This is a genomic window from Streptomyces sp. SM11, assembly GCF_002910905.1.
Taxonomy (GTDB): domain Bacteria; phylum Actinomycetota; class Actinomycetes; order Streptomycetales; family Streptomycetaceae; genus Streptomyces.
The window spans coordinates 1-24298 of sequence record NZ_NEUE01000151.1 but is presented as its reverse complement, the minus strand read 5'-3'; the positions used below and the strand labels follow the sequence as shown (position 1 = coordinate 24298).

Genomic DNA, 24298 nt, shown 5'->3' with positions numbered 1-24298 from the left:
CATGTCCGAGGACGAGAAGACTCCGGCGCGTGAGGTCATCACCGAGTACGCGCAGTCGCACTTCCGGTACTTCCGCACGACCGAGGGCACCGTCTACGCCCAGCGGCTCGGCCACCCCGTGGCCCGCCCGATCCGCTCCCAGGGCACGACCGGGAGCCACCGGCAGGAACTCATGGTCGACCTCTTCAACGACGGGGTCGGCGTCTTCAACGGGACATCGCTCAAGGAGGCGTTGGACTTGATCGAAGCACTCGCACTGAGCCAGGACGTCCAGCCCACCCACATCCGGGTGGCCCCCGGGTTCGACGGGGCGACGTGGCTGGACCTGGGCCGTGACGACGGTCAGTCCGTCCGCATCCACCCCAACGGGTGGGACGTCCTCGTGCCGGACCCGCGTGAGGTGTGCTGGCGGCGCACCCAGCTCACCGGCGAACTCCCGATGCCCGCCCGGGACACCGAGGGCAAGGGCATCGACAGCCTGTTGCGGCTCACGAACTTCGCCACCGCGGAAACCGAGAGCCTGGCCCTGGCCTGGCTCGTCGGCTGCCTCGGCCCGTCCGTCCCCGTCCCGGCCCCGTTCCTCACCGGACCGCAGGGCGCGGGGAAGTCGACGGCCGGCCGGATGCTGGTGCGGATCATCGAGGGCATGACCGGCGACCTCCGCCGGGCCCCGAAGGACGAAGAGAACCTGATCACGGCCGTCGCCGCAGGATGGGTCACCGCCCTCGACAACCTCTCGCACCTGGCCCCGGACCTGTCCGACCTGATGTGCTGCATCGTCACCGGGGCCGAGAGCATCAAGCGGGCCCTGTTCAGTGACGGGGATGTCGTCCGTTCCCGCTACCGCCGGCCGCTCCTGTTGACCGGGATCGACGTGGGCGTTATCCGCCCCGATCTCGCCGAACGTCTCCTGCCGCTGCGGCTGGAACGGCCGAAGGTGCGGCGGACCGAAGCGGAACTGTGGCGGGAGTTCGAAGCGGCCCTGCCGGTCATCCTCGGGTCCCTCCTCGATCTGACGGTCAAGGTGAGGGCGACCGAGGCGGACATTCCGAGTGATCTGCGGATGGCGGACTTCGCGCACCTGTGCGCGCAGATCGACGCCGCCACCGGGTTCGGCACGCTCCCCGCTTACCGGAGCAGCCTGGACGAGCTGAACGACGACGTCATCGAAGGCGACCTCCTCGCGCAGACCGTCCTCAAGCACGCCACCACCCTCGACCACGGCACCGAGACACGCATGACGTCCTCGGAGTGGCTGCACCTCCTCAGCGGCCTCTACAGCGGCGACGACTTCCGCCCCCTGCCCAAAGGGTGGCCCACCACCGGGAAAGTCCTCTCCGACCGCCTCAAGCGCCTCCAACCCACCCTCGCCGCCCGGGGCGTCCTCGTCGACTGGGGCCGCACCAAGGAAGGCCGGTACGTCGAAATGACCCGACGCCCGGCCCTGCCGCCCCACGAGCAACAGTCGCTCTGACCCTCACCGACCACCCGGGTACGGACAAGCAAGAGGAGCACCACCGCCCAAACGGGGGGCGTGCTCCTCTTGCTGTTCGGCGGAACGCCGCCCGAAGGTCGCGCCGCGAAGCGGCTCCCCACTTCACTCCCGAAGCAGCACCACACCACAACAGACACCCCCTCTCTTTTTTCTTAAGAAAGGGAAGGCTGCGTCACCCGCGTCACCACGGGGCCCGAAATAGCCCTTGAGCTGCGGTTATCGAGGTGACGCAGGACGGCTTCGGCTGCGTCACCCCGCGTCATCTGCGTCACCCCTCACCACCCCATGACGCACGCCTGCGTCACCGATGACGCACCTCCAACTGGCTGCGTCACCACGTCACCGCAGGTCAGCGGCCAAGAGTGACGCGGATGACGTGGTGACGCAGAGATCACAGCCTCGGACACATTCGCCAGTACCTCACCGCCAAGGAGCGAGTCCGTGCCTCACCTCCATGCAGCCGCATCCCGCGCGGCAGATGACCCGACCCTGATCCTGCTCACCGTCGAAGAAGCAGCCCGCCGCCTCCGCGTCGGCCGAACCACCTGCTTCGCCCTCATCCGCTCCGGGGCCCTGGAGTCGCTGACGATCGGCACCCTCCGCCGCGTCCCCGCCGACGCCCCGGCCGCGTACCTCGCACGCCGCCGTGCTGAGCAACACGCCGCCTGAACCACCCCACACATGGGACGCCACCCCCAACCGGGTGGCGTCCCGTGCTCACACCTGAACTCGAAGGAGTCCGCCAGTGGCGGAGAAGAAGCGCACGCGCCGAGCGAACGGCGAAACAGCCGTCTACTTCGGCAAGGACGGCCGTTGGCACGCCCGGGTGCCGATGGGATACAAGGACAACGGCGAGCCCTACCGCAGGCACATCACGCGCCCCGACGAAGGCGCGCTAAAGGCCGAGGTGCAACGACTTGAGAAGCAGCGCGACCAGGGAACTGCACAGCAGCCCGGCAAGCTGTGGACAGTCGAGAAGTGGCTGTGGCACTGGGTCGAGAACATCGCCAAGGACGTCGTCAGCGAGAACACCTATGACGGGTACGAGGTCGCGGTTCGCGTGCACCTCGTACCTGGCATCGGCAAACACCGCGTCGACCGCCTGGAGCCGGAACACCTGGAGAGCCTTTACCGCCGGATGCAGAAGAACGGCAGTAAGGCAGCCACTGCCCACCAGGCACACCGGACCGCCCGTACTGCCTTCGGGGAGGCGGTCCGCCGTGGCCACGCCGCGAAGAACGCCGCCGCTCTGGCCAAGCCGCCACGGGTGGAGGAGCCGGAGGAGGAGATCGAGCCCTACTCGGTCGAAGAGGTACAGAGTCTGCTGATCGAGGTGAACAAGCGACGCAACAGCGCCCGTTGGATGTTGGCGTTGGCGCTCGGCCTTCGGCAGGGGGAGACGCTGGGGCTGCGCTGGGTCGATGTGGACCTGGACCACGAGTACCTGAAGCTTCGCCGGAACCGGCTGCGCCCTAAGTACGAGCACGGGTGCAAGGAGGCAGCCCCCTGCGGCCGGAAAGCCGGGTACTGCCCGGACCGTAAGCAGGTGCGGCGCGAGACGAAGAACACCAAGTCGCGCGCCGGCCGTCGTGCGGTGCCCCTGCCGGGCCCTCTGGTCGTGATGCTGCGCAAACACAAGGAGGTCCAGGCGCGGGAGCGCAAGACCGCCGGCAACCTGTGGACCGAGTCGGACTACGTGTTCACGAAGCCGCTCGGCGGGCCGCTCAGCCCGAACACCGACTACCACGATTGGAAGAGGCTGCTGGAGGACGCCGGGGTACGTGACGCGCGGCTGCATGACGCCCGTCACACCGCTGCCACCGTCCTCATGCTGCTGGGCATCCCGGACCGTGTGATCGACCAGATCATGGGCTGGGAGGCAGGCACGTCCTCGCGGATGCGTGCCCGGTACCTGCACGTGCCCGATGCCATGCTGAAGGAGGTGGCGCAGAAGATCGCGGACGCCATCTGGGGGCCCGCACCGAACGCCCCTATGGACAAAGACCAGAACAACGAAGGCTGAGACAACGCCGAAGGGCCCCACCGCAAGCGGTGGGGCCCTTCAACGTATTGCCCGGTGAGAGCAATGGCGGAGGATACGAGATTCGAACTCGTGAGGGGTTGCCCCCAACACGCTTTCCAACTCTGCACGACCGCGTTCGACCTGGTTCGTACGCGTCCACGTGGCAGGTCACAGCCGGGCTCTTCGGGAAGATGAACGACCGCGTACGGCTGTGAACGAGACTACGGATGAGACTGCGCCGACTGCCTCCCGAGGCCCAGTGTCAGCACCTACCGCTTCTTGCGGATCTTGCGCTTCTTCGCCTTAGCTTCCTTCTCTTTGCGTTGTGCGACTCCGTAGGCCGACCAGGGGCCCTGATGCTTCGCACAGCGAGACGTGCCAACCACTGCAAGGTTCCGGCACGCTGTGCCGGCCGTGGTGCGTGCGCCGCACCTGGATTGAGATGCCACTCCGAACCCCCTACCAAGAGGTCAGGTAACTCCTGACCCGAGCGAGGCTTCTACACAGCGCTAGCGTCTGGAAGGCGTATGTGCGACGCACCGAAGCACGATCCAGGCAGCCACCGTAAAGAGGAGTCCGACGCTTCAGCCACCACGCCCTGGCTGTGCGCCTGTGAGCTAGGTCCAACGTGTGGTGTGCACGATTGCCAACCATGGATACGACCGGCGGAGGCTTATTCCAGCCATTCTGTCATTTTTCAGCCACCCAGCCCTGAGAGCTGAACGTTTCATCTGCTGATTCCCTTAAAGAGGTGTGCCAAGTGTGACAAACTCCATCCACACGCATCCTTCAGGGGAGGAAGAATGTCTGTCTCGCTGTTTCCCGGCGTTGGGGCTGGTGCCCTGCTTGAATCTACGCTGCTCGCAAAAGATCGCTCCATGCGCATCGGTGCCGTCCATCGGCTCGACTACAGCGAGGCGATCGTCCTGACCCATGATAAATGGAAGTTTGAAGCTGGAGGTATCCCGCAATTCACGTTTCTGTTGGCAACGGCGCGTGATATCGATGGCGACTCGCGTGACGATGACGAGATCCTGCTTCTGCGCGTTGATGGCACTGCCTCGCTTGCAATGGAATCTGATCTCCATGCAGTTCGTGAGGAAGCGCTGAGAGCGGCACTCTCTAATAATGGGGACGCGTCACCGTCGGTCGTCCTCGACGTAAACCTTGATCCGTTTACTAAGAACCGAGTTTCCTTCACTGGGCTGCGCTGCCGTATTCTCGGTACCTTCTATGAGGCCGACGTCGATGGACGTAAGCGTCTTGAATTTGGCTCCGATGTTGACAACTTCTACGCGACATCAACATACCGAGTTTTGAAGCCCATCGGAGATGGACTTTCCGAGATCGCCTCGTATCTGAAGCCGTCGGATCGTGACGTTGAACAGGTGCGGATCGGGTCAGTTCGCTACTCGGCCACCAGGCGACGTGCCAAGGTTGCGGGTCAGGACGATTCCGCGGTCATGATTAACATCCATGACTTCATCGGCACCAAAACGGGCCTGCTCGGCATGACACGAATGGGCAAGTCGAACACGGCTAAGATCATCATTGCCCGCACATTCGCAGTGTCTGAAAGGCAACGGGCGCAGGGTGGTAAGCCCATTGGTCAGCTGATCTTTGATCCGCAGGGGGAATACGCTAACCCAAACACCCAGGATGGCACAGAGATTGCTGCCATTGGTGACAAGCACGTCCGCATCTTCAAGTTCGGGGCGGACGGGTCGGCCTCGCACGTGCGGCCGCTCGGGATCAATTTCTTCGATCCTGCCCAGGTTGGGGCCGTGCAAGGGTTGATTGCCGATAAGCTGCGTTCTGACGGTTCAGCCGGGTACATCAATGACTTCGCTGTCACTCGCTTTAATGATGTTCCTGGAAACTATGGTGAGACGACGCGTGCGCAGCGAGGGCGCCTCATTTTGTACGCGTCTCTGATTCGCGCGAATTTTACGCTACCGAAGTACAACGCTGGCAATACGTACCCCTTCTCCGTACTTCTTTCCATTAAGAAAGAGCTGCGAGAAGCTATCACCAACAAGACCGGCACTGACTACTTCACTCCCGCGGGTTCGCGCTCCTTCTCTGTGAAGGGCCCGAACATCCGGCCTGTGGTTGACGCAATTATTGCGCTGCGGTCATCCGGAAATGTGGAAGCTGAAGAATTCTGTGATGACGTCCGCTGGACGTCGACGGAGCCGATTTACACTGGACAGACTGGCCAATCCGGTAACGTCCGCGGGTGGCGAAACCTTTTGGACCTCAACGACTTCCACAATGAGGCCACCCAAGCTGACCCATCTGAGGAGATCTACACCCACCTGACCGAGGGGAAGATCGTTATTGTTGACCTTCACGTAGGCTCACCGCCGATCGTTAAGACCCTCTCTGAGAGCATCACGCGGCGTCTTCTGGCTAAGCAGACGTCGGTTTTCACTTCAGGTGATAATCCGCCGTCCATCCAGGTGATGCTGGAGGAAGCGCATAACTTGTTCTCGTCGGACAAGTACAAGGACGATAACGATGTATGGGTCAAGCTTGCCAAGGAGGCAGCTAAACTCAACATTGGCATGACTTATGCCACTCAGGAGGTGTCGGGAGTTGCCCACCAGGTAAAGGCAAACACGGCTAACTGGGTGGTTGCTCACCTCAACAACACCAAGGAAGTACAAGAACTTTCCAAGTTCTACGACTTCGCTGCATTCGCTCAGGCAATCATCTCGTCGGAGGACCGGGGGTACGTGCGTCTCAAGACGCTTTCCTCTCCTTTTGTAGTTCCAGTACAGATCGACAGGTACGACTTGGCCCTTGTGAACGAAGCAAGGGCCGCGGCAGGGGACGCCGCGCTTGTCCCCGCTCCGCGGAAGGCGTAGGGGACGCGATGCCGTACGAAACTGTGAATGGATCATACGAGCGAGCTTCTCGTGTGGGACACACGAACGCAGCGATGCGGGCACTGGCCGACAAGTCGAGTTTCTACGTGCCCGCGGAGCACCTAGGCGACCTGGGCTGGTTGGAGCCGAAGGTAAAACGAGCTGGCGAGATCGCGTTCTCCACAGGGGCCCCTCAGCTATCTTCTGCTATTGCGATCGATGGATCTCGTGTGACCGAGCAGGTTCGGGATGGCCTGCCGTCAGTCGTCTACGGCTATGCCCAGGCAGCAGCTGCGTACGTGGACCTCGCTGCTATGGAGACTCAAAAAGCTGCACGCTTTGTTGACCCTGTGGCCATAGAGAATGCAGTCAACACAGCTCTTGTCTCTCTCGACCTCCCGGTGGCCGGCGCCTACACTCGGGCAGACATTGGCATTGACACATCGTGGCGTGAAAACCTCGACCGCATATTCCGAGCTAAGAAGGTCGAGGTCAATAGGCTAGACCAGTCACTTCTGGATCTCCTGTTCCTGCTGCACGGAGCGCCGGGGAAGCCTGCAAGACACCTCCCGGTCAACTGCCCCGCGAGTGCGTGTACCGCCCAAGACGTGCCAGTCCCTGCCCGAGGCGCCAGTTGTCCTGTTTGTCAAGAGGTTCTTTACCCGACTGATGTCCTTCGCATCCACGAAGAAGTTATGGAGGAAGGAAGTAATGAGTCGGCCCTCGGCCGCCTCATGTCAGTGTTGGAGCTTCTCGTGCTAGTAGGACTCACTAGCTTGTTGTGGGAGCAGTCGCGGGATGACCTGCTATGTTCAACGCTGTTCATCGTAGATGGGCCCCTGGCCATGTATGGGCCACCGGCTAAGTTGCGTGGGCGGGCACAAGAGTACTTTCAGGCAATGGCGGCAACTACGCCAGGGGATGGGCCCTACGTCTGCGGGCTCGAAAAGTCCGGCGCGATGGTGGACTACGCACGGCAGCTCGCCCGCCACGACGTTCTTAAGCCTGGCGACTTGCTCATCTGCGACCAGGACGTTGTAAAGGTAGTCACTAATTCGGAAAACCCTGCCGGCTACGGTAAGGAAACGTATTGGGGACGCAAGTTCGTTTACCGGGCTAAGGATGGTCGGGTCGTCGTTCCTACGGTGATGCCGGTTGCAGGTGCGGCATACGACTCGTCGGGTGGACTGCCGGGCCCGGACGGGTATCCGACTCTGCCTGCGATCCTCGATGTGGTGGACCGCACGGGATCGTCGATGTACCAGGATGGCATCATTCCTGTTGCCGTAGCCCATGGGAAGGCAGCGTTCCCGATCGGTGTCGGAACTGACGTGCTGCGGTTGGTTGCGGAGCACAAGCTAGGCTTGGGAAGCATGCCGAAGTCTTAAAAATGAAGCTCGCGGGAGGGGCTGGATGAGCTTGGACGGTTCGCCAGGCAATATTGGGGTTCGACCCGAATTGCCCATCCAGTCCCCAAGGTTGCCAAATCGCCTAGTGGTCATCCCTAGTGCACCGCGGAGCATTTCGGGTCGAGTGACAGCAGGGAAGGCGATTCGCCCACTGTCGCACCCGCTTGCGAAGGGGAGATACCAGACCCCTCTAAGGTATCCCGGTGCTAAAACAGGACTTTCGAGCCTTATTGGCAATCTGATTGGCGCGGCTAGAGGTTCCTCGCAAGTCGGGAAAATCGATCTTCTCGTGGAACCGTTTGCTGGCGGAGCCTCCACATCGCTGCGACTCGTGGGTGCCGGGGTAGTTAACCGAATTCTTCTCGCAGATGCCGATCCTCTTGTGGCTGCATTTTGGCAGGTTGCTGCAGCTGAGACGGAAAACTTTGTCGGCAGGATGGTCGAGGAACATGAAAGGTATGTTGCCAAGGGTGGAAATATTGCTCTAAGTCGTTGGGATTATTGGCGCGCTTGGGCGCCGTCTCCGGGAATGTCTGAATCATCCGCCCGGTTTGAAACAGCAATGAAATGCCTTTTTCTTAATCGCACTACATTCTCTGGGATTCTGCACGGAAGTGCAGGGCCAATTGGCGGCCGAAAGCAGGAATCTGCCTACGGCATAGGGTGTCGCTTCAATGTCGATGCACTGTCTGATCGTATCCGTTACGTAGGACATCTCTACGACACGAATCGGCTAGTAGATGTTTGGTGTAAGGATTGGAAGGATACGCTGGCCGACGTTCCGGAATGGTATGCAGACCTAATCCCGGATCGTGTGGTCGCCTATCTAGACCCGCCATACCTGGAAAAGTCTGAGAAGCTTTACCAGAAGTCGTTCGATATGCATCACCGAGTTGGTGCACCTGTCGAAGATTTGCACTGGTCCGACAATCTTATGCATTACAGGCTTGCCGACTATCTTACTCGAAGAATGCAGTTTCGGTGGGTTCTGTCTTACGACGCCAAACCAGAGTTGTTGCAGAGTCGTTTTCTGTATGCCGCAGATCAAATGACGCCCAGCGTGACCGAAAGAGAACTTCTCGGGGTTAAACAGTGGAGAATCACGAAGCGCGTCGTGTCCCTTCGGTATACAGCTTCCGCCCGTCAGGGGCGAGGAGCGGCTGAGGAGGTTCTAATCACGACGCTCCCCCCTTCGAGAGTGCCTCTAGACGAAGATTTTCGGTCCGTAGATTCGATAATCTCTAGGTAGGGGAATGTAAGTAGGTGGCAGGCCGCGCAGATCGTCACCGGAGCGTGGCAGGCTTGAGGTAATGAAGATGGAGTGGGGAGCGCGGGTGTCGCAGCAAGCCAGCCCTCGGGGAACATTTCGGAAAATTGCTGATTTGGTCAGTGCTCAGGTTGAGGCTGATGAAGCAATGACTGAGCTGCCGTCTGCCGCGGAACTGATGAGCGCACACGGGGTCTCGCGGGGCGTAGCGCTCCGTGTCTTCGGTGCACTCCAACAGGACGGTTTGGCTGCGCCGGTGCCCGGGGGGCGCTGGCGAGTGATCAGGCGTGGCGAAGCTGTCGACAGGCGTCCATTGGATGAGCGCTTGGCGGACGTCATCGCTGATGACGAGCTCGCCATCGGGGCACGCTTCCCGAGTACGACCGAACTCAGCTCGCGGTTCGGGGTCTCGCGGCCCACGGTGAGCAAGGCGCTCGACAAGCTGGAATCTGCTGGCCTGCTGTCTGAGGCTCGGCAAGGCAAGCAGCGCACTGTCCGAGCGCTGCCGAAGCGAACGGAGTCTTCGGAATCTTGACGACCATGGGATTGACCGCGTGGGCCTACCCCCTCGCCGAGAAGCTGCTTGCCGAGCCGTTGCCGCGTCGGTGGGCGCATTGCCAGGGGGTGGCCGAGCGGGCCCGAACCCTGGTCCCGATCCTTGGGGACGATGCCGAGTTGTTGGAGGCCGCGGCTGTCCTGCATGACATCGGGTACGCGCCGGACCTGGCCAAGACCGGCTTTCATCCGCTGGATGGCGCGCGGTACCTCCGGGACGTCGCGCATGCGGACGAGCGCATCGTGCGCCTCGTCGCTCACCACTCGTGCGCGTGGATGGAAGCCGAGGCGCGCGGGATGCGCGACGAGCTGGAGGCCGAGTTCCCGCGCGAGCACCCTGACCTTGCAGACGCGCTCTGCTACTGCGACATGAACACGACGCCAGACGGTACGTCGACCAACCCGGTGGACCGGGTGAACGAGATCACCGGCCGGTATGGGCCGGACAGTCTCATCGGTACGTTCATTCGTCGCGCGGAACCGGAGATTCTCGCCTGCACTGCGCGGGTCGTGCTGCGGCTTGCAGAGGTCAAGCGTCAGCCGATGTAGGGCGCCGGCCGCGCCTCGTCCATGGCGTGCTCGATTCGGAGGCGCATGGTCGCGTGGATGTCGTACGTGGACAGGTCCGCTGGGGTGACCCAGCGGACCTGAGTTGTTTCGTCGCTCGTTCGTACGTCACCACCGACGGGGCGAGCGCGGAAGCAGATGCTGAACTGCTGGCGTGCCTCTCCGTCGTCGTAGAGCATCACGTGCCCGGGGTCGGTGTAGATCCCAGAGATGTCTATGACTTCGGCCTTGATGCCGGTCTCTTCCCAGACCTCGCGCACAACCGTGTCACTGATGGACTCGCCGACGTCGTGGCCGCCACCGGGCAGTGCCCAACGGCCGTTGTCCGAGCGCTGAATGAGCAGGACAGCGCCTTCGTCGTTCCGCACGAATGCCACGACGGATGGGACCACCGAGTTGGCCGGCGGGGCGTCCGGGTCGTGAAGGTAGTCGATGCGTCCCATGTTTAGGCTCCCACCATGTCGTCGTCGGTGATCGGGCGTGCGCTGCCCCAGGTCTGTTCGATGCTACGGGCGTAGGTGTCGAAGAGGCCGCCGCCGGGCAGCCGGCGCAGGTGCAGGACCGGGGCCATGTAGGCGCCGATGCCGTAGACGTGCGTGTTCACGAGCATCTCGTCGTCGGACCGGAAGAGTGAGTTGTAGAGCGTGGCGTCATGGAGCCGGAAGCCGACATCTGGGTGGCTCGTGAAGAGCGGCTGGTAGTTCACCAGGGCGTTGCGGATCTTGCCGTCCATGATGCGGTGCCCCTCGTCTATGCCGCGCTGCCGCACAGCGTCGCAGCCGGGGTCCCCAAGCATGATCCGCACCTGTGCGTTGCTCTCAACCTTGGCTTTCAGCAGGTTGTGGAAGAGGGGGTCCTCCGAGAGCCAGAGCCCGGAGTAGACCAGCACATCGAGGTGGCTGCGTGCCCGCGCGTACAGCTCCCGCCACAGTCCGTTCGGGACCATGTGGCGGTGCGGATAGACCGTGACGATCTCCGCCTTGCTCAGGTCGGTTGCGCTGTCGACAGACCTGCCGTCGTCCCACAACGTCGTGACGTCCACGGCGAGCACGGAAGCCGTCGCGTACTGATGCCGCCGGTACGGCACCTTCCCCTGCGTGATCCATCGCTCCACTGTCTTGGCGTTCACGTCGATGGCTTCGGCCAGGTCGCGGACGGTCATGCCCTGCGCGAGGAGCGCCGACCGTAAGCGTTCGTTGGTCATCTCTACCCCCGGTGGGACGTCTTGGGACTTCTCGAAGGTAGCCAGATGTACCCAAGGTGTCTACGGAGGGGGTGACCAACGCCCCTGGCCTGCAGCGATGCTGATGGTGCGCCAAGAAGTTCCGGCGCAGAGCCCAGAGGTTCCGTCGATGAGCTTGACGGCAATCGATGCAGTACCTGTAGTAGAGGTACTGCATCACCTCGGGGTGATCGTAGCGAACGGCTCAACCTGCGCCCGGAGAGCTCCGTGAAACGGGTTCGAAGGAAGCGCTCGTGGCTTGAGAACTGAACAGCGTGCCAAGAACGAATGACGGGGTGGAAGTCCTCGTCCCCGCGGTGACCGGGTGATGTCACCCGGCGCCCAACCTTCTGCGCAACGGCTCTGGAGAACACCTGAGAACACCTCTGGGTGCCACCCGTGTGCGCGCCGCCCTGCTGGCGTCAGAGCAGCGACGATGACGCGCCCGATTCCCCAGGCTCGGAACCTGTTGGCCGTGGCATCGGCCGGCAGGTCAAGCCCTGTGTCTGTCCGCTCGGAGGCTGATCGCTTTGCTGATCATCGCCGCCGTCTGATCCTGCTGCACCCGGGGTGGTCGCCTCTCGCCAAAAGACCGCGACCGCCCCGGTTTCCGATCCCTTCGTAGTCCTGGAGTTCTCATGCGCATGTACATCGGCGGCCACCAGGTCGTCTCAGACACCGACTTCGTAGAACTGGCCCTCGGTACCCCGCTGGATCTCTGGCTGGGTGTGGAGGGTGAGAGTGAGATGGAGCGGGCGGCCCGTCTGGATGCGGCCCGCGGCATCCTCGCCGACAACCCCGACCTGCCCGACCGCGTGAGCCAGGCCGCCGCCGAGGCGATCGAGGCTCATGCCCCGGAGCTCTTCAATGTCGAGCTCCTCCCCACCCGCCGGGCGGCCGGCCGACGGCAGTACCGGGGCGGTGCGGCGGCATGACGACTACAACGCACGACGTGGTTCGGCCGGCGGTTCCTCCGCTGACCCGTCCGGAACTGGGATTGGCCGGTGTCGGTGCGCTTGCCGCAGCCGGTGTCGGTGCGCTGGGGCTGATCTCCTCGTTCGACGCGGTCTCGGCTGCGGCGGCCCGGTGGGGGTTCAGTGAAGCGTGGATGGTCCCGGTCGGCATGGACGTGTCCATCCCGGTGTTCTCCGTGGCGAACCTGCTGCTGATCCGGATGGACATGGCGCTGGCCTGGGTCCGCTTCGTCCCCTGGATCCTGACCCTGGTGACCTGCGGACTGAACATCTCCGCCGGACACGGCCTGTGGGCCAAGGTGGCGCACGGAACGATGCCGCTGCTGTGGGTGGTGTTCTCCGAGATCGGCGCCCACATCTACGCCTCCCGCATCGGCGCCGTCACCGGCCGCCGCATGGACAAGATCCGCGCCTCCCGGTGGCTGCTCGCCTTCCCCTCCACGTTCGCCCTGTGGCGCCGGATGACGCTGTGGGAGGTCACCTCCTACGCCGATGCGTTGGCCCGCGAGCGGGAACGTCTGCTCGCCCGTGCCGAGCTGCGCGAGCGGCACGGCCGCCGGTGGCGCTCGCAGACGCCCCGCAGGGAACGTGTCCTGCTCAAGCTCGGCGAGCTCAACCCCGCCACCGAGCAGGAAACGCCTGCCAAGGACTCGGTAACGGCCCCGGAGCAGGAGCGCAGCGAGGAACCCAAGGCGGAGCTGAGGGTGCCTGCAAAGCCTGCTCGCCGCAACGTCAAGCCGAAGCCGAAGCCGCGGCGGACGCCGGACGAAACCCTGGCCGAGGCCAGGGAGGTCACCACGGCGTGGCCGGACGCGGCCCTTACCGCGGACGGCATCCGCATGGCGGTGCGCGTCTCTGCGGCGACCGCCCGTACGTTGCGCGACACTCTCAAGGCCGAGCGCGCCGCTCTCCCGCTGCACTCCGTGGACACCGAGCAGGACAACGACGGTGACGACACGGACGGGGCGGTGGCGGCATGAACGCCCTGTTATCCGCCCTCGCTGCTGGTGGGCCGATCGCGGCTGGATGGGCGGTCCACTCGCTGTGGCTGCGCCGTTCCCTGCGTAGCGCTCGTAGGGACCCGCTCACCGGGCTGCACACACGGGACGGCTTCACCCGCCGTGCCTCCACTCTGCTCAGGGATCCGCGGGCGGTGGTGGTCCTCGCGGATGTTGACCGCTTCAAGCAGATCAACGACAACTACGGCCACGCAGCGGGGGATGCCCTGCTGCGGGCAACCGCGGACCGGCTGGCCCACTACGTCGGCCGGGCCGGTGTCGCCGGACGGCTCGGGGGCGATGAGTTCGCTGCCGTTGTCATCGACGACCACGGCACCGTCTCAGACCTCCTCGCGGTCCTGCACGGCGTGCTTGCCCGCCCCGCAGACGGTCTGGATCCGGTGGTGCACACCACGGTGTCGCTCGGCTGGGTCCGGGCTGCAGACCACCCCGGTGAGGATCTCTCTGGTCTGCTGCGGCGGGCGGATGAGGCGATGTACGCGGCAAAGCAGGGCCGGGCCGGTATTCGCCGGGCGGGGCTCGGCAGGCTGCTCGCTACGTGGTCCGGCCGTCGTGCCGGCCGACGCGGCACCGCACTTGCAGGACCGCGGGACGCGGCCTGATGTCCCCCGCGTTCGGCAAGTGCTACGACCCGACCGGGGCGCTGCACGGGATACCGACGTTCCCGTGGAAGTACGCACCCGACGGCTATGCCACCCGCCGCCAGCTCCGTGCCCGCGGGCTGCGGCCCGGCGGGCAGGAGGTGGCCGCGCAGATCATGCGCCGCTCGCGCCGCCGCAAAGCCGGTATGACCGTCGCCTACCTCTACCGCATCGACCGGGCCAAGCCCGTCCGGCCGATGACCCCGGGCCGTACCGCGGCGCTCGCAAAGGCGATGCTCGCCCGCCGGACCTGCCCGAAGTGCCGCACGGATGCCGGGTACTGCATCCCGACGTCGCTCGGCATGTGCCCCTCCTGCGCCTACCTCGACGAACAGCGCGCCGCCTGAAATCCACAAAGGATCACGCTCACAGAACTGTGAGCGTTGAGCCCTCTCACGGACGCGATCCTCGAACCACGGGCCCGACCGCTCACCTCTCACAGCGTCGGCCGGGCCCGTGTCCACTCCCTTGTCCAGGAAGGACAGTCAGTGAATCACGACGACGAAAGCGAACTCTTCAACCGACTCGAAGCCGACATGAACACCCCCACCGCACCCGACTCGGGTGGGGAAGTAGTCGACCTCGACAAGGCACGGTCGGCCCGGACCGAGTCGGCCGACCCGCGAGCCGACCGGTCGCCCGACTCGGCTCACGCGCGGTCGGGTGACGGGTCGGGCGACCCGGACGAGCCGGTGATGGTCGATGGTCCGGCCGAAGTCGGGCCCGGGTTCATGGGCCGGATCATCGGAGCCAAGCGCCGAGCGATCGTCCCCGCGTGGCTGCGCTCCACCACCGAGCTGCGGACCGCGACCCGGTGGGCCGCAGGCCACTACGGCCACCTTGCCGGATACCACGCACTGCGCTCCCCGTACTACGCCGCTCGCCTCACCTTCCAAGCCCCGGTCGGGGCGGCGAAGTTCATGGGCGGGACGATGCGGTGGGTGGCCGACCGGGAGGGCGAGCCGGTCCGGCTCGCTTCCGTCCGGCGCGAGGACGCAGCCGAGTACCTCAAGCTCTCCCGCCAGCGGGACGGCCGGGTCCGGCTGCGCACCCTCGTTGCGGTGCTCGGCATGTTCGTCGGACTCGGTATCGCGCTCGCCATCTACGTCCTGGCCCCCGGATGGCTCCAGGCCCTGTCGGTGGGGGCTCTGCTGCTGGCCCTCGGGTCGGCCGGCACTCAGGCCGACGCACCGGTCATCACCCGCGCCGTGGAGATGACCAAGGCACCCAAGCTCACCAGTGACATCGTGCTGCGGGCACTCGGGGCTCTCGGGATCACGGCGATCAATCAGGTGCAGAGCAAGGGCCGGGACGGGTTCACGTTCACCGCCCCGATCACCCGTGACGGGCCCGGATGGCGTGCGGAGGGGGACCTCCCCTACGGCGTCACGGTCACCGACGTCATCGAGCGCCGCGACAAGCTGGCATCCGGGCTGCGCCGCCCGCTCGGGTGTGTGTGGCCCGAAGCCGTCCCGGACGAGCACACCGGCCGCCTGGTGCTCTGGGTCGGGGATCAGGACATGTCCACGGCCACGAAGCCCGCATGGCCGCTGATCAAGGGCGGGTCCGTCGACCTGTTCAAGCCGGTCTCCTTCGGCACCGACCAGCGCGGCCGGTGGGTCGAGATCACCCTGATGTACATCGCCGGGGTCATCGGAGCGATCCCCCGCATGGGCAAGACGTTCCTGCTCCGCCTGCTCCTGCTCATCGCCGCCCTCGACAACCGCGCCGAGCTGCACACCTACGACCTCAAGGGCACCGGCGACCTCGACCCGGTAGGCGAGCGGGTCTCGCACCGCCACCGGGCCGGGGACGATGACGAGGACATCGAATACGCCCTGGCTGACCTGCGGGAACTGCGCACCGAGCTCCGCCGCAGGGCCAAGATGATCCGGTCCCTGCCGCGGGATATCTGCCCGGAGTCGAAGGTGACGTCCGAGCTGGCGAACAAGCCCAAGCTCGGGCTGCACCCGATCGTCATCGGGGTGGATGAGTGCCAGGTCTGGTTCGAGCACCCCAAGCACGGCGGGGAGTTCGAAGAGATCTGCACCGACCTCGTCAAGCGCGGCCCCGCCACCGGCATCGTGCTCCTGCTCGCCACCCAGCGCCCGGACGCAAAGGCCCTGCCCACCGGCATCAGCGCGAACGCGTCGGCCCGGTGGTGCCTGAAGGTCATGGGCCAGCTGGAGAACGACATGGTCCTCGGTACTTCCTCCTACAAGCGGGGGATCAGGGCCACGATGTTCAGCTGGAAGGACAAGGGGATCCACTACTTCGTTGGCGAAGGCTCCGACGCGCGGATCGTCTCCTCCGTCTACGTCGATGCCCCGACGGCTGAGGTGATCGGGCTGCGGGCCCGCCGCCTGCGCGAAGCCGCCGGAACGCTCACCGGGCACGCGGCCGGGGAGGTCTTCGAGGACCGGGAGTCGTCCGGGTTCGATCTCCTCGCGGACATCCTCGCGGTCGTGCCGGCCGAAGAGCCGAAGCTGTGGTCCGAAGTCGTCGTGGCACGCCTGGCCGAACTCCGGCCGGACGTCTACGGCGGCTGGGAGCCCGAGCAGCTGGCCGCCGCCCTCAAGCCGCACGGCGTCAGCACCGGCCAGGTCTGGGGCAAGACGGAGGCCGGGAAGGGCGCCAACCGGCGCGGCATCGAGCGCTCCCACATCCTCACCGTGATTGCGGAGCGTGACGGAAACCGGGACGCGGGCTAGCCGGTTTCGCCGCTAGACCTAGCAGCACACCCCGCTAGGTCTAGCGGCACCGCTAGCGGCACATCTGCCGCTTGATCAGCTTACTAGCCTCTAGCGCCCCACCTGCGCAAACCCCCGAAACAGGCCCGGGAGGCCCTTCATGACCCCTGCCCTGCTCGCTAGCGCACTCCTCCTGCTCATCACCCTCAGTTACAGCGGTCTGTGTGCGGTCTCGCCGTTCGGAGACTGCCGCAAGTGCCGCGGCTGGGGCTTCGCGACCAAGACCGACCGCAAGGGCCGCACCAAGCGCGGTAAGGACTGCCGCCGCTGCAAGGCCACCGGCAAACGCATCCGGATCGGCCGCCACCTCTACAACGTCGCCGCCCGCCTCCACCGCGACGGCACCCGCTAACCACGCAGTGGACCGGCGGTCACCCGCCCTGAGGCGATCCCGACCATGTCAGGCGCTCGCCAGCCTGACCGCCGGTCCAAGCCCCGAACTTGCGAGCACCCGGGGCCCCGCACCCTACCCAGCACTCCCCATCAGCTTCCAAGGAGTTCCCGTCGTGGCTGTCACCGTCTCCCTCGTCCTGCTCTTCGGACTCGTCCTGTTCTTCCTTCTGCGCTCCAACACCCTCGGCTGGGGCTCCGCGTTCATCGCCGTCATGTTCGGGTTCTTCCTCGCCTCCACCGGCGCGTCCGGCCCGATCAACGAACTCACCACCGCCGTCATCGACGCCATCCCCGACCTGTAGGAGGCACCGTCATGAACGAACCCCTGATCCAACGCCACTGGGCCGCACTCGCCGCCCCCAAGGTGGCCCCCGCCATCGCCACCTCCACCGTGCTGATCCTCGGACGGATCTGGAACGCCAACGGCGCCGAACACTCCACCGGCAACGCCGCGTTGGTGGTCGTCCTCGCAGCAGGTGCCGCAACGGCCGGCGCTTTCGCCGCCGCCGGACGTGGGGGTGGCGACGGGGTCCTTGCCGGGACTGCGTTCGCCACTTCGGGAACCTTGGCCTTGGCCGGGGTCGCCGGATACGCCGACGGCCTCCCGCTCCCGGTCCTCCTGTGGGCCGTGGCCACCGCCGTCGCCTACGGACTCGCCGCCCGCTACTGGCGCACCGACCGCCGTGACACGGCGGCCTTTGAGCGGCAGACCACGATCCGCCGCGAGGACCACGCCCACGTCGAACGCGTCGAAGCACTGCGGGCCGGTGCACAGATCGAGGTCGCCCGCTCCGGCGCCGCCTACGCCGAACACCTCGCCGCCGCACTCATCACCCGCGCCGCCCTGCCCGGCTTCGACCCCGCCGTACTCACCCACGCCGGACTCCCCGAACTCCCAGCCACCGACACCACCAAGGAGCACTGAACATGAGCACTGGCACCGAACAGTGGCCGACCCCAAGCGCGGCATACGCCAAAGCCCCGGGCATCGTCCGTGAAATCGGATGGACCGCTCAGACCGCAGCAGACAAGCCGTTCGGCACGCGCATGGGCCGGGAGTTCTGGCTTCGCAAGGCCGCGCTCCTGGACCGCATCGCGCTGTCCGAAGAAGCCGCGGGCCACGGCGGGGACGCCATCGCAGCGGCCGAACTCGCCGCGGCGCGGCTGATGGACCTGGACGACCCGGACGCCATCTGCGACCCGCGCCACTACGTCCGCCAGCAGTACGCCCTGTGGGCCGACGAGCAGTAGCTATGCCCGGGGCGGTCGCCTCTCGCCAAAGACCGCGACCGCCCCGGTTCCCTTGTCCCTTCGCGGAAACAGGAGAACCCCCAGCATGACACCAACCCCTGCCCCAGCGCTGCTGAGCGCCGCCCTGGCTGCTGCCGAGCGAGGCTGGCACGTCTTCCCCCTCCGGCCGGACGACAAGCGGCCCGCAGGGCACCCTGAACGCCACTGCCCCGGCACCGGCCGCTGCGCGAGTGGCCACCGCACCCCTGAGCAGCGCGCCACCACCGACCCCGGGAACATCGCCACGTGCTGGCAGACGGTCCCCTACAACGTCGGCATCGCCACCGGGCCCGCGAACCTCGTGGTCCTGGACCTCGACCTGCCCAAGGACGACACCGACACCCCACCCACCGCCTGGGCGGGAGCAGCGGACGGTCTGGACGTGTTCGCCATGCTCTGTGAGCGCGCCGGGGAACGGCTGCCGACCGAGACGTACACGGTGCGCACCCGCCGTGGCGGCCAGCACCTGTACTTCACCGCGCCTGCCGGAAAGCAGCTACGCAGTACGGCCGATGTCCTGGGCTGGAAGGTCGACACCCGGGCCTGGGGCGGGTACGTGGTGGGCGCCGGCAGCACCGTAGGTGGAGCGTCGTACGAGATCATTCACGACGCGTCTCCGGCCCCCCTCCCTGCGTGGCTCAGTGACCTGCTCACCCCCAAGCCCGCACCGGCCCCCATGCCGCTGTCTGAGCTGTCGGCCCGGATGCGCAACGCCACCGCCTACAGCACCGCTGCTCTGCGCGGGGAGCTCGAAAAGGTGCTGTCCGCCCGCGAGGGCGGTCGTAATCGTGCCGTGTACTTCGCGGCCTACGCCCTTGCCCGGATGATCCGGAGTGGTGACCTCACCGAGGCCGCCGTCAGCAGCGAACTGATGAGTGCCGGGCAGTCGATCGGCCTGCCTGCCGGAGAGTGCCGCACCGCGATCCGGTCCGGATTCGTCCGGGGCGGCGCGCTGGAGGTGAGTGCGGCATGACCGGCCGGGAGGAACTGCCCGTGCCGTCCAATCCGATGGCCGTGGCGCGCCGTCTGCTCCCGAGCTGGCAGAACGAGAACCAGCGGCTTGTGTGCCGTCGCTGGCGCGGATCGTGGATGCGCTGGACCGGTACCTGCTGGCGTGAGTTGGACGATCAGCAGATGCGGTCCTCGCTCTACAAGCGGCTGGAGTACGCCACCTACAGCGTCCCGGGTAAGGACGGCCAGCCCGAGATCCGCGACTGGTCGCCCACGAAGCAGAAGATCAGCAACCTGCTCGATGCCCTGGGAGCCATCACGCTCCTGCCCACCGACACCGACGCTCCCTCGTGGGTCGAGCAGGACGCCGCGGGCAAGGACGGCAGTCCGATCGTGGCCTGTGAGAACGGCTTGCTCCGCATCCGGGACCGGGCCCTGCTGCCGCACACACCCGGCTTCTTCAACCTCGTCTCCGTCCCGTTCCACTACGACCCCGCCGCCACGGCGCCGACGTGGGAACGCTTCCTGCGGCAGATCTGGCCCGACGACCAAGCCGCCCTGGACGCGCTGCAGGAATGGTTCGGCTACGTTCTCTCCGGCCGCACCGACCAACAGAAGATCCTGCTCATCAAGGGGCCCTCCCGCTCGGGTAAAGGCACCATCGCCCGGGTCCTCAAGGAACTGGTCGGACGCGAGAATCTCGCCGGGCCGACGCTCGCCGGTCTCGGCAGCAACTTTGGTCTGTCCACGCTGCTCGGCAAGCCGCTCGCCGTCATCTCCGACGCCCGTCTGTCCGGCAAGGACGGCGGGCAGGTCGTCGAACGGCTGCTCACCATCTCCGGTGAGGACACCATCGACATCGACCGCAAGTTCCGCGACCCGTGGACCGGCAAACTGCCCACGCGGCTGATGATCCTCACCAACGAGCTGCCGAGCTTCGGGGACTCCTCCGGGGTCATCGCCCGCCGGTTCATCGTGCTCAACATGACGGTGTCCTGGCTCGGTAAGGAAGACACCAACCTCACCGACAAGCTGGCCGCCGAGATGCCAGGCATTCTCAACTGGGCACTGGAAGGGCTGGCCCGTCTCCAGAGCATCGGCCGGATCACGGACCCGCCTTCCTCGCAGGAAGCGGTCATCACGATGCAGGACACCGCCTCGCCCACGAGCGCATTCATTCGCGAGCGCTGCACGGTCGGTGCCGCCTGCGAGGTCCCCGTGGACACCTTGTGGGCGGTCTGGCGCGAGTGGGCCGAGGACAACGGCGTACGGGCCGTGGGGACCAAGCAGATGTTCGGACGGAATCTGCTCTCCGTCGTCCCGCAACTGCACCGGGCCCGCCCCCGCGACGCGTACGGCCGGCAGGTGCCCACGTACACCGGCATCACCCTCACGCCGTCCGATCGGCGATAGCCCGTGTCGCGACTCAAGCGACTCACGCCGCCCCGGAACGGCCCCTGAGCCGCTTGAGTCGCGACACACAGCAATGCGGACTCCACACACACCAGCTCGCATGACCGCACCGAGGAGTGCCATGCCCCAGCTCGAATTGCTGAAGAACGACGAGAACCCGCAGGACCTCGACCTCACGCTCCTCGCCGTGACAGTCGAGGAAGCTGCCCGCCGCCTGAGCATCGGCCGGACCACGATGTACGGCCTGATCCGTGACGGAGCCGTCCAGACGGTCCCGTTCGGTCGCAGCCGACGTGTCCCCGTTCAAGCGCTCATCGACTACCTGAACGAGCGCATGCAGACCCGCAACAACCACGCCGCGGCGTAAGGAGCACCAATGGCCAAGCGGCCCAAGCGCCCGGATGGGGCGTCATCCATCTATCTCGGCAGTGACGGTTACTGGCACGGACGTGTGACCGTCGGCATCCGTGACGACGGCAAGTCGGACCGGCGCCACGTCATGAGCAAGATCAGCGAAGGGGAGGTGATCAAGAAGGTCCGCGCGCTGGAGAAGCAACGGGACGAAGGCAAGGTGCGAAAGCCCGGACGTCCGTGGACCGTCAATGCATGGCTGCTGCACTGGGTCGAGGAGATCGCCAAGCCGTCGGTGCGAGAGAACACGTACGCCGGTTATGAGGTGGCCGTACGGGTGCACCTCGTACCGGGCGTCGGGGCTCACCGGCTGGACAAGCTGGAGCCCGAACACCTGGAGCGCTTCTACAGCCGGATGCTGGCCAACGGCAGCAAGCCCGCCACCGCGCACCAGGCGCACCGGACCATCCGTACCGCGTTGAATCACGCGATGCGTCGCGGCCACGTCACACGGAACGTCGCCACCCTCGCGGTCCCGCCGAGGATCGAGGAAGAGGAGGTGGAGCCGTACGACATCGAAGAGGTGCAGCGCCTGCTCTCGGAGGCCGCCAAGCTCCGAAACAGCGCTCGCTGGTCCATCGCGCTCGCTCTGGGGCTCCGGCAGGGGGAAGCGCTCGGGCTGCGGTGGGCGGACCTCGATACGAGCAGCGGAGTCCTGCGCGTCAGGAAGAACAGGCTGAGGCCGAAGTACCTCCACGGGTGCGGCGGCGACTGTGGCACGAAGCCGGGGTACTGCAAGAAGCGGGTCAGGAAGAACGAGGACACGGCCAGCACGAAGTCGCGCGCCGGCCGACGCGTCATCGGTGTCCCTGACGAACTGGTGAGGCTGCTGGAGCTCCACCGCAGAGAGCAGGCGCGCGAACGGGCGATCGCGGGGGAGGACTGGCGAGAGTCTGGGTTCGTCTTCACCTCTCCCGTGGGGGAGCCGTTGGTGCCGAGCACGGACTACGACGCCTGGAAGCGGCTGCTGATCGATGCGAAGGTTCGGGACGGGCGCCTGCACGATGCTCGGCACACCGCGGCGACGGTTCTGCTCATCCTCGGTGTTCCCGAACGGGTCGTGATGCAGATCATGGGCTGGTCGTCCACGGCGATGGCGGCCCGGTACCAGCACGTGACGGGCGGCATCCTGGCCGACGTCGCGCAGCGGGTCGGAGGACTCATCTGGGAAGTGGCCAACGACGCTGACGACAACAGCACGGAGGGCTCCGAAGAGTCTCGTTGAGACTGCAGATGAGACTACGAACGTCGAAGAGCCCCACCGCAAGCGGTGGGGCTCTTCGACGTATTGCCCGGTGAGAGCAATGGCGGAGGATACGAGATTCGAACTCGTGAGGGGTTGCCCCCAACACGCTTTCCAAGCGTGCGCCCTAGGCCACTAGGCGAATCCTCCGCCGCAAACAATACAAGACGTTGGAGGGTGCTCGCGAACACGTTCCCCGAAGATCGTCCGGAGAGGGGCTGCGGGGCCGTTCGGTTGTCGTTCGGCGGGGTGGGCGGGTGGACCGGAGGGGGTGGGGATCCGCTAAGGTGGGCGTCAGCCCCTCACGTGGCGCTATCTGACTGAACTCCCCCAGGGCCGGAAGGCAGCAAGGGTAGGTCGGCTCTGGCGGGTGCGTGGGGGGCCCTTTGCGTTCCGGGGCCGGTTGCCCGGTCGGGTGCGCAGGCTCGCCGGGAGCTCGGGAGTGGGCTCCGCGGGCCTGGGGAAGGGGAACGTCCAGCCTTGGGGAGCGGGCGCTCGGGCGGTGTGGGTTCGGTTGTCGGTCGGCCCCGATAACCTCGTAGGTGTGTCGTCCCTTGCGCTGTACCGCCGCTACCGCCCCGAGTCATTCGCCGAGGTCATCGGTCAGGAGCATGTCACTGACCCGCTCCAGCAGGCCCTGCGGAACAACCGGGTCAATCACGCGTACCTGTTCAGCGGGCCGCGCGGCTGTGGGAAGACGACCAGCGCGCGCATCCTCGCCCGCTGTCTGAACTGCGAGCAGGGGCCCACGCCCACCCCGTGCGGGGAGTGCCAGTCGTGCCAGGACCTCGCGCGCAACGGGCCGGGGTCCATCGATGTGATCGAGATCGACGCCGCCTCGCACGGTGGTGTGGACGACGCCCGTGACCTGCGCGAGAAGGCGTTCTTCGGGCCCGCCTCCAGTCGTTACAAGATCTACATCATCGACGAGGCGCACATGGTCACCCCGGCGGGCTTCAACGCCCTGCTGAAGGTGGTCGAGGAGCCGCCGGAGCACCTCAAGTTCATCTTCGCGACCACGGAGCCCGAGAAGGTCATCGGGACGATCCGGTCGCGTACGCACCACTACCCGTTCCGGCTGGTGCCCCCCGGGACCCTGCGCGGCTACCTCGCCGACGTCTGCGGCAGGGAGAACAGCCCCGTCGAGGACGGCGTCCTCCCGCTCGTCGTACGGGCCGGGGCCGGGTCCGTGCGTGACTCGATGTCCGTCATGGACCAGCTGCTGGCCGGCGCGGGCGACGACGGTGTGACGTATGCCATGGCGACCTCGCTCCTCGGGTACACCGACGGCTCGCTGCTGGACTCGATCATCGACGCCTTCGCCGCCGGCGACGGGGCCGCAGCCTTCGAGGTCGTGGACCGGGTGATCGAGGGCGGCAATGATCCGCGTCGCTTCGTCGCGGACCTGCTGGAGCGGCTGCGTGATCTCGTGATCCTGGCCGCCGTGCCGGACGCGGGGGAGAAAGGGCTCATCGATGCCCCCGCCGACGTCGTCGAGCGCATACAGGCCCAGGCCTCCGTCTTCGGCGCCGCAGAGCTGAGCCGCGCCGCCGACCTGGTCAACGACGGGCTCACGGAGATGCGCGGGGCCACCACGCCGCGCCTCCAGGTGGAGCTGATCTGCGCCCGGGTCCTGCTGCCCGCCGCCTACGACGACGAGAGGTCGCTGCAGGCCCGGCTCGACCGGCTGGAGCGCGGGGCCTCGGCCGCCGCTGCCGCCTCGTTCGCCGTTCCGCCCGCCGCCGGGGTGCCGATGGGGTACGTGCCGGGCCCCGAGGCCCACGCCCCGGTCCAGGCGGCCCCCG

At 65.9% G+C, this 24298-nt stretch carries 24 protein-coding genes, 1 tRNA gene and 1 other RNA gene; 23 read left to right on the top strand and 3 right to left on the bottom strand.

The features are described 5' to 3' along the window. The first annotated feature begins 1 nt into the window (after nucleotide 1). The 8 genes from B9S58_RS12885 to B9S58_RS12850 all read left to right on the top strand — a co-directional run bounded on the left by B9S58_RS12885 (nucleotide 2) and on the right by B9S58_RS12850 (nucleotide 10168). A complete protein-coding gene (locus B9S58_RS12885; RefSeq protein WP_103532254.1) occupies nucleotides 2-1474 on the top strand; it encodes an ATP-binding protein in 1473 nt (490 codons plus the stop codon). Nucleotides 1475-1936: 462 nt separating this feature from the next. Further along, a complete protein-coding gene (locus tag B9S58_RS12880; protein WP_103532253.1) occupies nucleotides 1937-2164 on the top strand; it encodes an excisionase family DNA-binding protein in 228 nt (75 codons plus the stop codon). A gap of 76 nt (nucleotides 2165-2240) precedes the next feature. Further along, on the top strand, nucleotides 2241-3518 hold the full coding sequence (locus B9S58_RS12875; protein WP_103532252.1) for a site-specific integrase: 1278 nt from the start codon (nucleotides 2241-2243) through the stop codon (nucleotides 3516-3518). 803 nt (nucleotides 3519-4321) lie between these two features. After that, entirely contained in the window at nucleotides 4322-6388 is a 2067-nt protein-coding gene (locus B9S58_RS12865) for a helicase HerA domain-containing protein (protein WP_103532250.1), read from the top strand. Between the two features lie 230 nt (nucleotides 6389-6618). After that, nucleotides 6619-7776 (top strand): hypothetical protein, encoded by a 1158-nt coding sequence (locus B9S58_RS37490; protein WP_146063500.1) that lies wholly within the window; start codon nucleotides 6619-6621, stop codon nucleotides 7774-7776. A 25-nt stretch (nucleotides 7777-7801) separates the two neighbouring features. After that, a complete protein-coding gene (locus B9S58_RS40185; protein ID WP_107494936.1) occupies nucleotides 7802-9046 on the top strand; it encodes a DNA adenine methylase in 1245 nt (414 codons plus the stop codon). A gap of 61 nt (nucleotides 9047-9107) precedes the next feature. Further along, entirely contained in the window at nucleotides 9108-9599 is a 492-nt protein-coding gene (locus B9S58_RS12855; RefSeq protein WP_308457901.1) for a GntR family transcriptional regulator, read from the top strand. A 5-nt stretch (nucleotides 9600-9604) separates the two neighbouring features. Next, nucleotides 9605-10168 (top strand): HD domain-containing protein, encoded by a 564-nt coding sequence (locus B9S58_RS12850; RefSeq protein ID WP_181009285.1) that lies wholly within the window; start codon nucleotides 9605-9607, stop codon nucleotides 10166-10168. Here B9S58_RS12850 and B9S58_RS12845 read toward each other — a convergent pair. Next, nucleotides 10156-10629, bottom strand: a complete 474-nt coding sequence (locus B9S58_RS12845; RefSeq protein WP_103532247.1) for an NUDIX domain-containing protein — start codon at nucleotides 10627-10629, stop codon at nucleotides 10156-10158. The genes B9S58_RS12850 and B9S58_RS12845 overlap by 13 nt on opposite strands. A 2-nt stretch (nucleotides 10630-10631) precedes the next feature. Further along, complete coding sequence (locus tag B9S58_RS12840; protein ID WP_097967341.1) at nucleotides 10632-11390, bottom strand: helix-turn-helix domain-containing protein; 759 nt, start codon at nucleotides 11388-11390, stop codon at nucleotides 10632-10634. Nucleotides 11391-12046: 656 nt separating this feature from the next. Between B9S58_RS12840 and B9S58_RS12835 the strand changes: the two genes are divergently transcribed. From B9S58_RS12835 to B9S58_RS12775, 13 genes are all read left to right on the top strand, one after another. After that, nucleotides 12047-12343, top strand: a complete 297-nt coding sequence (locus B9S58_RS12835; RefSeq protein WP_103532246.1) for a hypothetical protein — start codon at nucleotides 12047-12049, stop codon at nucleotides 12341-12343. Beyond that, nucleotides 12340-13362 carry a DUF2637 domain-containing protein gene (locus B9S58_RS12830; RefSeq protein WP_103532245.1) on the top strand — a complete coding sequence of 341 codons (1023 nt, stop codon included), beginning with the start codon at nucleotides 12340-12342 and terminating at the stop codon, nucleotides 13360-13362. Before B9S58_RS12835 ends, B9S58_RS12830 begins: the two co-directional genes overlap by 4 nt. Next, nucleotides 13359-14003, top strand: coding sequence for a GGDEF domain-containing protein (locus B9S58_RS12825; RefSeq protein WP_103532244.1), 645 nt, complete (start codon nucleotides 13359-13361; stop codon nucleotides 14001-14003). The genes B9S58_RS12830 and B9S58_RS12825 overlap by 4 nt, the downstream gene beginning before the upstream one ends. Beyond that, on the top strand, nucleotides 14003-14389 hold the full coding sequence (locus tag B9S58_RS12820) for an RRQRL motif-containing zinc-binding protein (RefSeq protein ID WP_103532243.1): 387 nt from the start codon (nucleotides 14003-14005) through the stop codon (nucleotides 14387-14389). Before B9S58_RS12825 ends, B9S58_RS12820 begins: the two co-directional genes overlap by 1 nt. 141 nt (nucleotides 14390-14530) lie before the next feature. Beyond that, nucleotides 14531-16753, top strand: a complete 2223-nt coding sequence (locus B9S58_RS12815; protein ID WP_103532242.1) for a cell division protein FtsK — start codon at nucleotides 14531-14533, stop codon at nucleotides 16751-16753. 139 nt (nucleotides 16754-16892) lie between these two features. Then, nucleotides 16893-17144 (top strand): hypothetical protein, encoded by a 252-nt coding sequence (locus B9S58_RS12810; protein WP_103532241.1) that lies wholly within the window; start codon nucleotides 16893-16895, stop codon nucleotides 17142-17144. Nucleotides 17145-17298: 154 nt separating this feature from the next. Continuing rightward, nucleotides 17299-17487: a hypothetical protein gene (locus B9S58_RS12805; RefSeq protein ID WP_103532240.1), complete on the top strand. Its 189-nt coding sequence runs from the start codon at nucleotides 17299-17301 to the stop codon at nucleotides 17485-17487. A gap of 11 nt (nucleotides 17488-17498) precedes the next feature. Then, a complete protein-coding gene (locus B9S58_RS12800) occupies nucleotides 17499-18110 on the top strand; it encodes a hypothetical protein (protein WP_103532239.1) in 612 nt (203 codons plus the stop codon). 2 nt (nucleotides 18111-18112) lie between these two features. Beyond that, on the top strand, nucleotides 18113-18436 hold the full coding sequence (locus B9S58_RS12795) for a hypothetical protein (RefSeq protein WP_103532238.1): 324 nt from the start codon (nucleotides 18113-18115) through the stop codon (nucleotides 18434-18436). Nucleotides 18437-18521: 85 nt separating this feature from the next. Continuing rightward, nucleotides 18522-19448, top strand: a complete 927-nt coding sequence (locus B9S58_RS12790) for a bifunctional DNA primase/polymerase (RefSeq protein ID WP_103532237.1) — start codon at nucleotides 18522-18524, stop codon at nucleotides 19446-19448. Then, nucleotides 19445-20839 (top strand): phage/plasmid primase, P4 family, encoded by a 1395-nt coding sequence (locus tag B9S58_RS12785; RefSeq protein WP_103532236.1) that lies wholly within the window; start codon nucleotides 19445-19447, stop codon nucleotides 20837-20839. The genes B9S58_RS12790 and B9S58_RS12785 overlap by 4 nt, the downstream gene beginning before the upstream one ends. 121 nt (nucleotides 20840-20960) lie before the next feature. Beyond that, the gene (locus B9S58_RS12780; RefSeq protein WP_258044432.1) at nucleotides 20961-21206 is read left to right on the top strand and encodes a helix-turn-helix domain-containing protein; all 246 of its coding nucleotides are present in this window, start codon (nucleotides 20961-20963) and stop codon (nucleotides 21204-21206) included. Nucleotides 21207-21215: 9 nt separating this feature from the next. After that, a complete protein-coding gene (locus B9S58_RS12775) occupies nucleotides 21216-22475 on the top strand; it encodes a tyrosine-type recombinase/integrase (RefSeq protein ID WP_103532234.1) in 1260 nt (419 codons plus the stop codon). Between the two features lie 80 nt (nucleotides 22476-22555). Here the strand turns inward: B9S58_RS12775 and B9S58_RS12770 are convergent. Beyond that, nucleotides 22556-22643 (bottom strand) — tRNA-Ser (locus B9S58_RS12770). Between the two features lie 144 nt (nucleotides 22644-22787). Here B9S58_RS12770 and ffs point away from each other — a divergent pair. Both ffs and B9S58_RS12760 read left to right on the top strand, forming a co-directional pair. Further along, an RNA gene (ffs, locus tag B9S58_RS12765) (signal recognition particle sRNA small type) lies at nucleotides 22788-22882 on the top strand. A 155-nt stretch (nucleotides 22883-23037) separates the two neighbouring features. Further along, nucleotides 23038-24298: DNA polymerase III subunit gamma and tau (locus B9S58_RS12760; RefSeq protein ID WP_146063499.1), on the top strand; the 1261-nt coding region annotated here is incomplete at its 3' end.

Excerpts from the sequence above, each read along its gene's own strand:
- B9S58_RS12885 (WP_103532254.1), top strand. The coding sequence starts at position 2 with ATGTCCGAGGACGAGAAGACTCCGGCGCGTGAGGTCATCACCGAGTAC.
- B9S58_RS12865 (WP_103532250.1), top strand. The coding sequence starts at position 4,322 with ATGTCTGTCTCGCTGTTTCCCGGCGTTGGGGCTGGTGCCCTGCTTGAA.
- B9S58_RS40185 (WP_107494936.1), top strand. The coding sequence starts at position 7,802 with ATGAGCTTGGACGGTTCGCCAGGCAATATTGGGGTTCGACCCGAATTG.
- B9S58_RS12855 (WP_308457901.1), top strand. The coding sequence starts at position 9,108 with ATGAAGATGGAGTGGGGAGCGCGGGTGTCGCAGCAAGCCAGCCCTCGG.
- B9S58_RS12850 (WP_181009285.1), top strand. The coding sequence starts at position 9,605 with ATGGGATTGACCGCGTGGGCCTACCCCCTCGCCGAGAAGCTGCTTGCC.
- B9S58_RS12845 (WP_103532247.1), bottom strand. The coding sequence starts at position 10,629 with ATGGGACGCATCGACTACCTTCACGACCCGGACGCCCCGCCGGCCAAC.
- B9S58_RS12840 (WP_097967341.1), bottom strand. The coding sequence starts at position 11,390 with ATGACCAACGAACGCTTACGGTCGGCGCTCCTCGCGCAGGGCATGACC.
- B9S58_RS12835 (WP_103532246.1), top strand. The coding sequence starts at position 12,047 with ATGCGCATGTACATCGGCGGCCACCAGGTCGTCTCAGACACCGACTTC.
- B9S58_RS12830 (WP_103532245.1), top strand. The coding sequence starts at position 12,340 with ATGACGACTACAACGCACGACGTGGTTCGGCCGGCGGTTCCTCCGCTG.
- B9S58_RS12825 (WP_103532244.1), top strand. The coding sequence starts at position 13,359 with ATGAACGCCCTGTTATCCGCCCTCGCTGCTGGTGGGCCGATCGCGGCT.
- B9S58_RS12820 (WP_103532243.1), top strand. The coding sequence starts at position 14,003 with ATGTCCCCCGCGTTCGGCAAGTGCTACGACCCGACCGGGGCGCTGCAC.
- B9S58_RS12810 (WP_103532241.1), top strand. The coding sequence starts at position 16,893 with ATGACCCCTGCCCTGCTCGCTAGCGCACTCCTCCTGCTCATCACCCTC.
- B9S58_RS12800 (WP_103532239.1), top strand. The coding sequence starts at position 17,499 with ATGAACGAACCCCTGATCCAACGCCACTGGGCCGCACTCGCCGCCCCC.
- B9S58_RS12795 (WP_103532238.1), top strand. The coding sequence starts at position 18,113 with ATGAGCACTGGCACCGAACAGTGGCCGACCCCAAGCGCGGCATACGCC.
- B9S58_RS12790 (WP_103532237.1), top strand. The coding sequence starts at position 18,522 with ATGACACCAACCCCTGCCCCAGCGCTGCTGAGCGCCGCCCTGGCTGCT.
- B9S58_RS12785 (WP_103532236.1), top strand. The coding sequence starts at position 19,445 with ATGACCGGCCGGGAGGAACTGCCCGTGCCGTCCAATCCGATGGCCGTG.
- B9S58_RS12780 (WP_258044432.1), top strand. The coding sequence starts at position 20,961 with ATGCCCCAGCTCGAATTGCTGAAGAACGACGAGAACCCGCAGGACCTC.
- B9S58_RS12775 (WP_103532234.1), top strand. The coding sequence starts at position 21,216 with ATGGCCAAGCGGCCCAAGCGCCCGGATGGGGCGTCATCCATCTATCTC.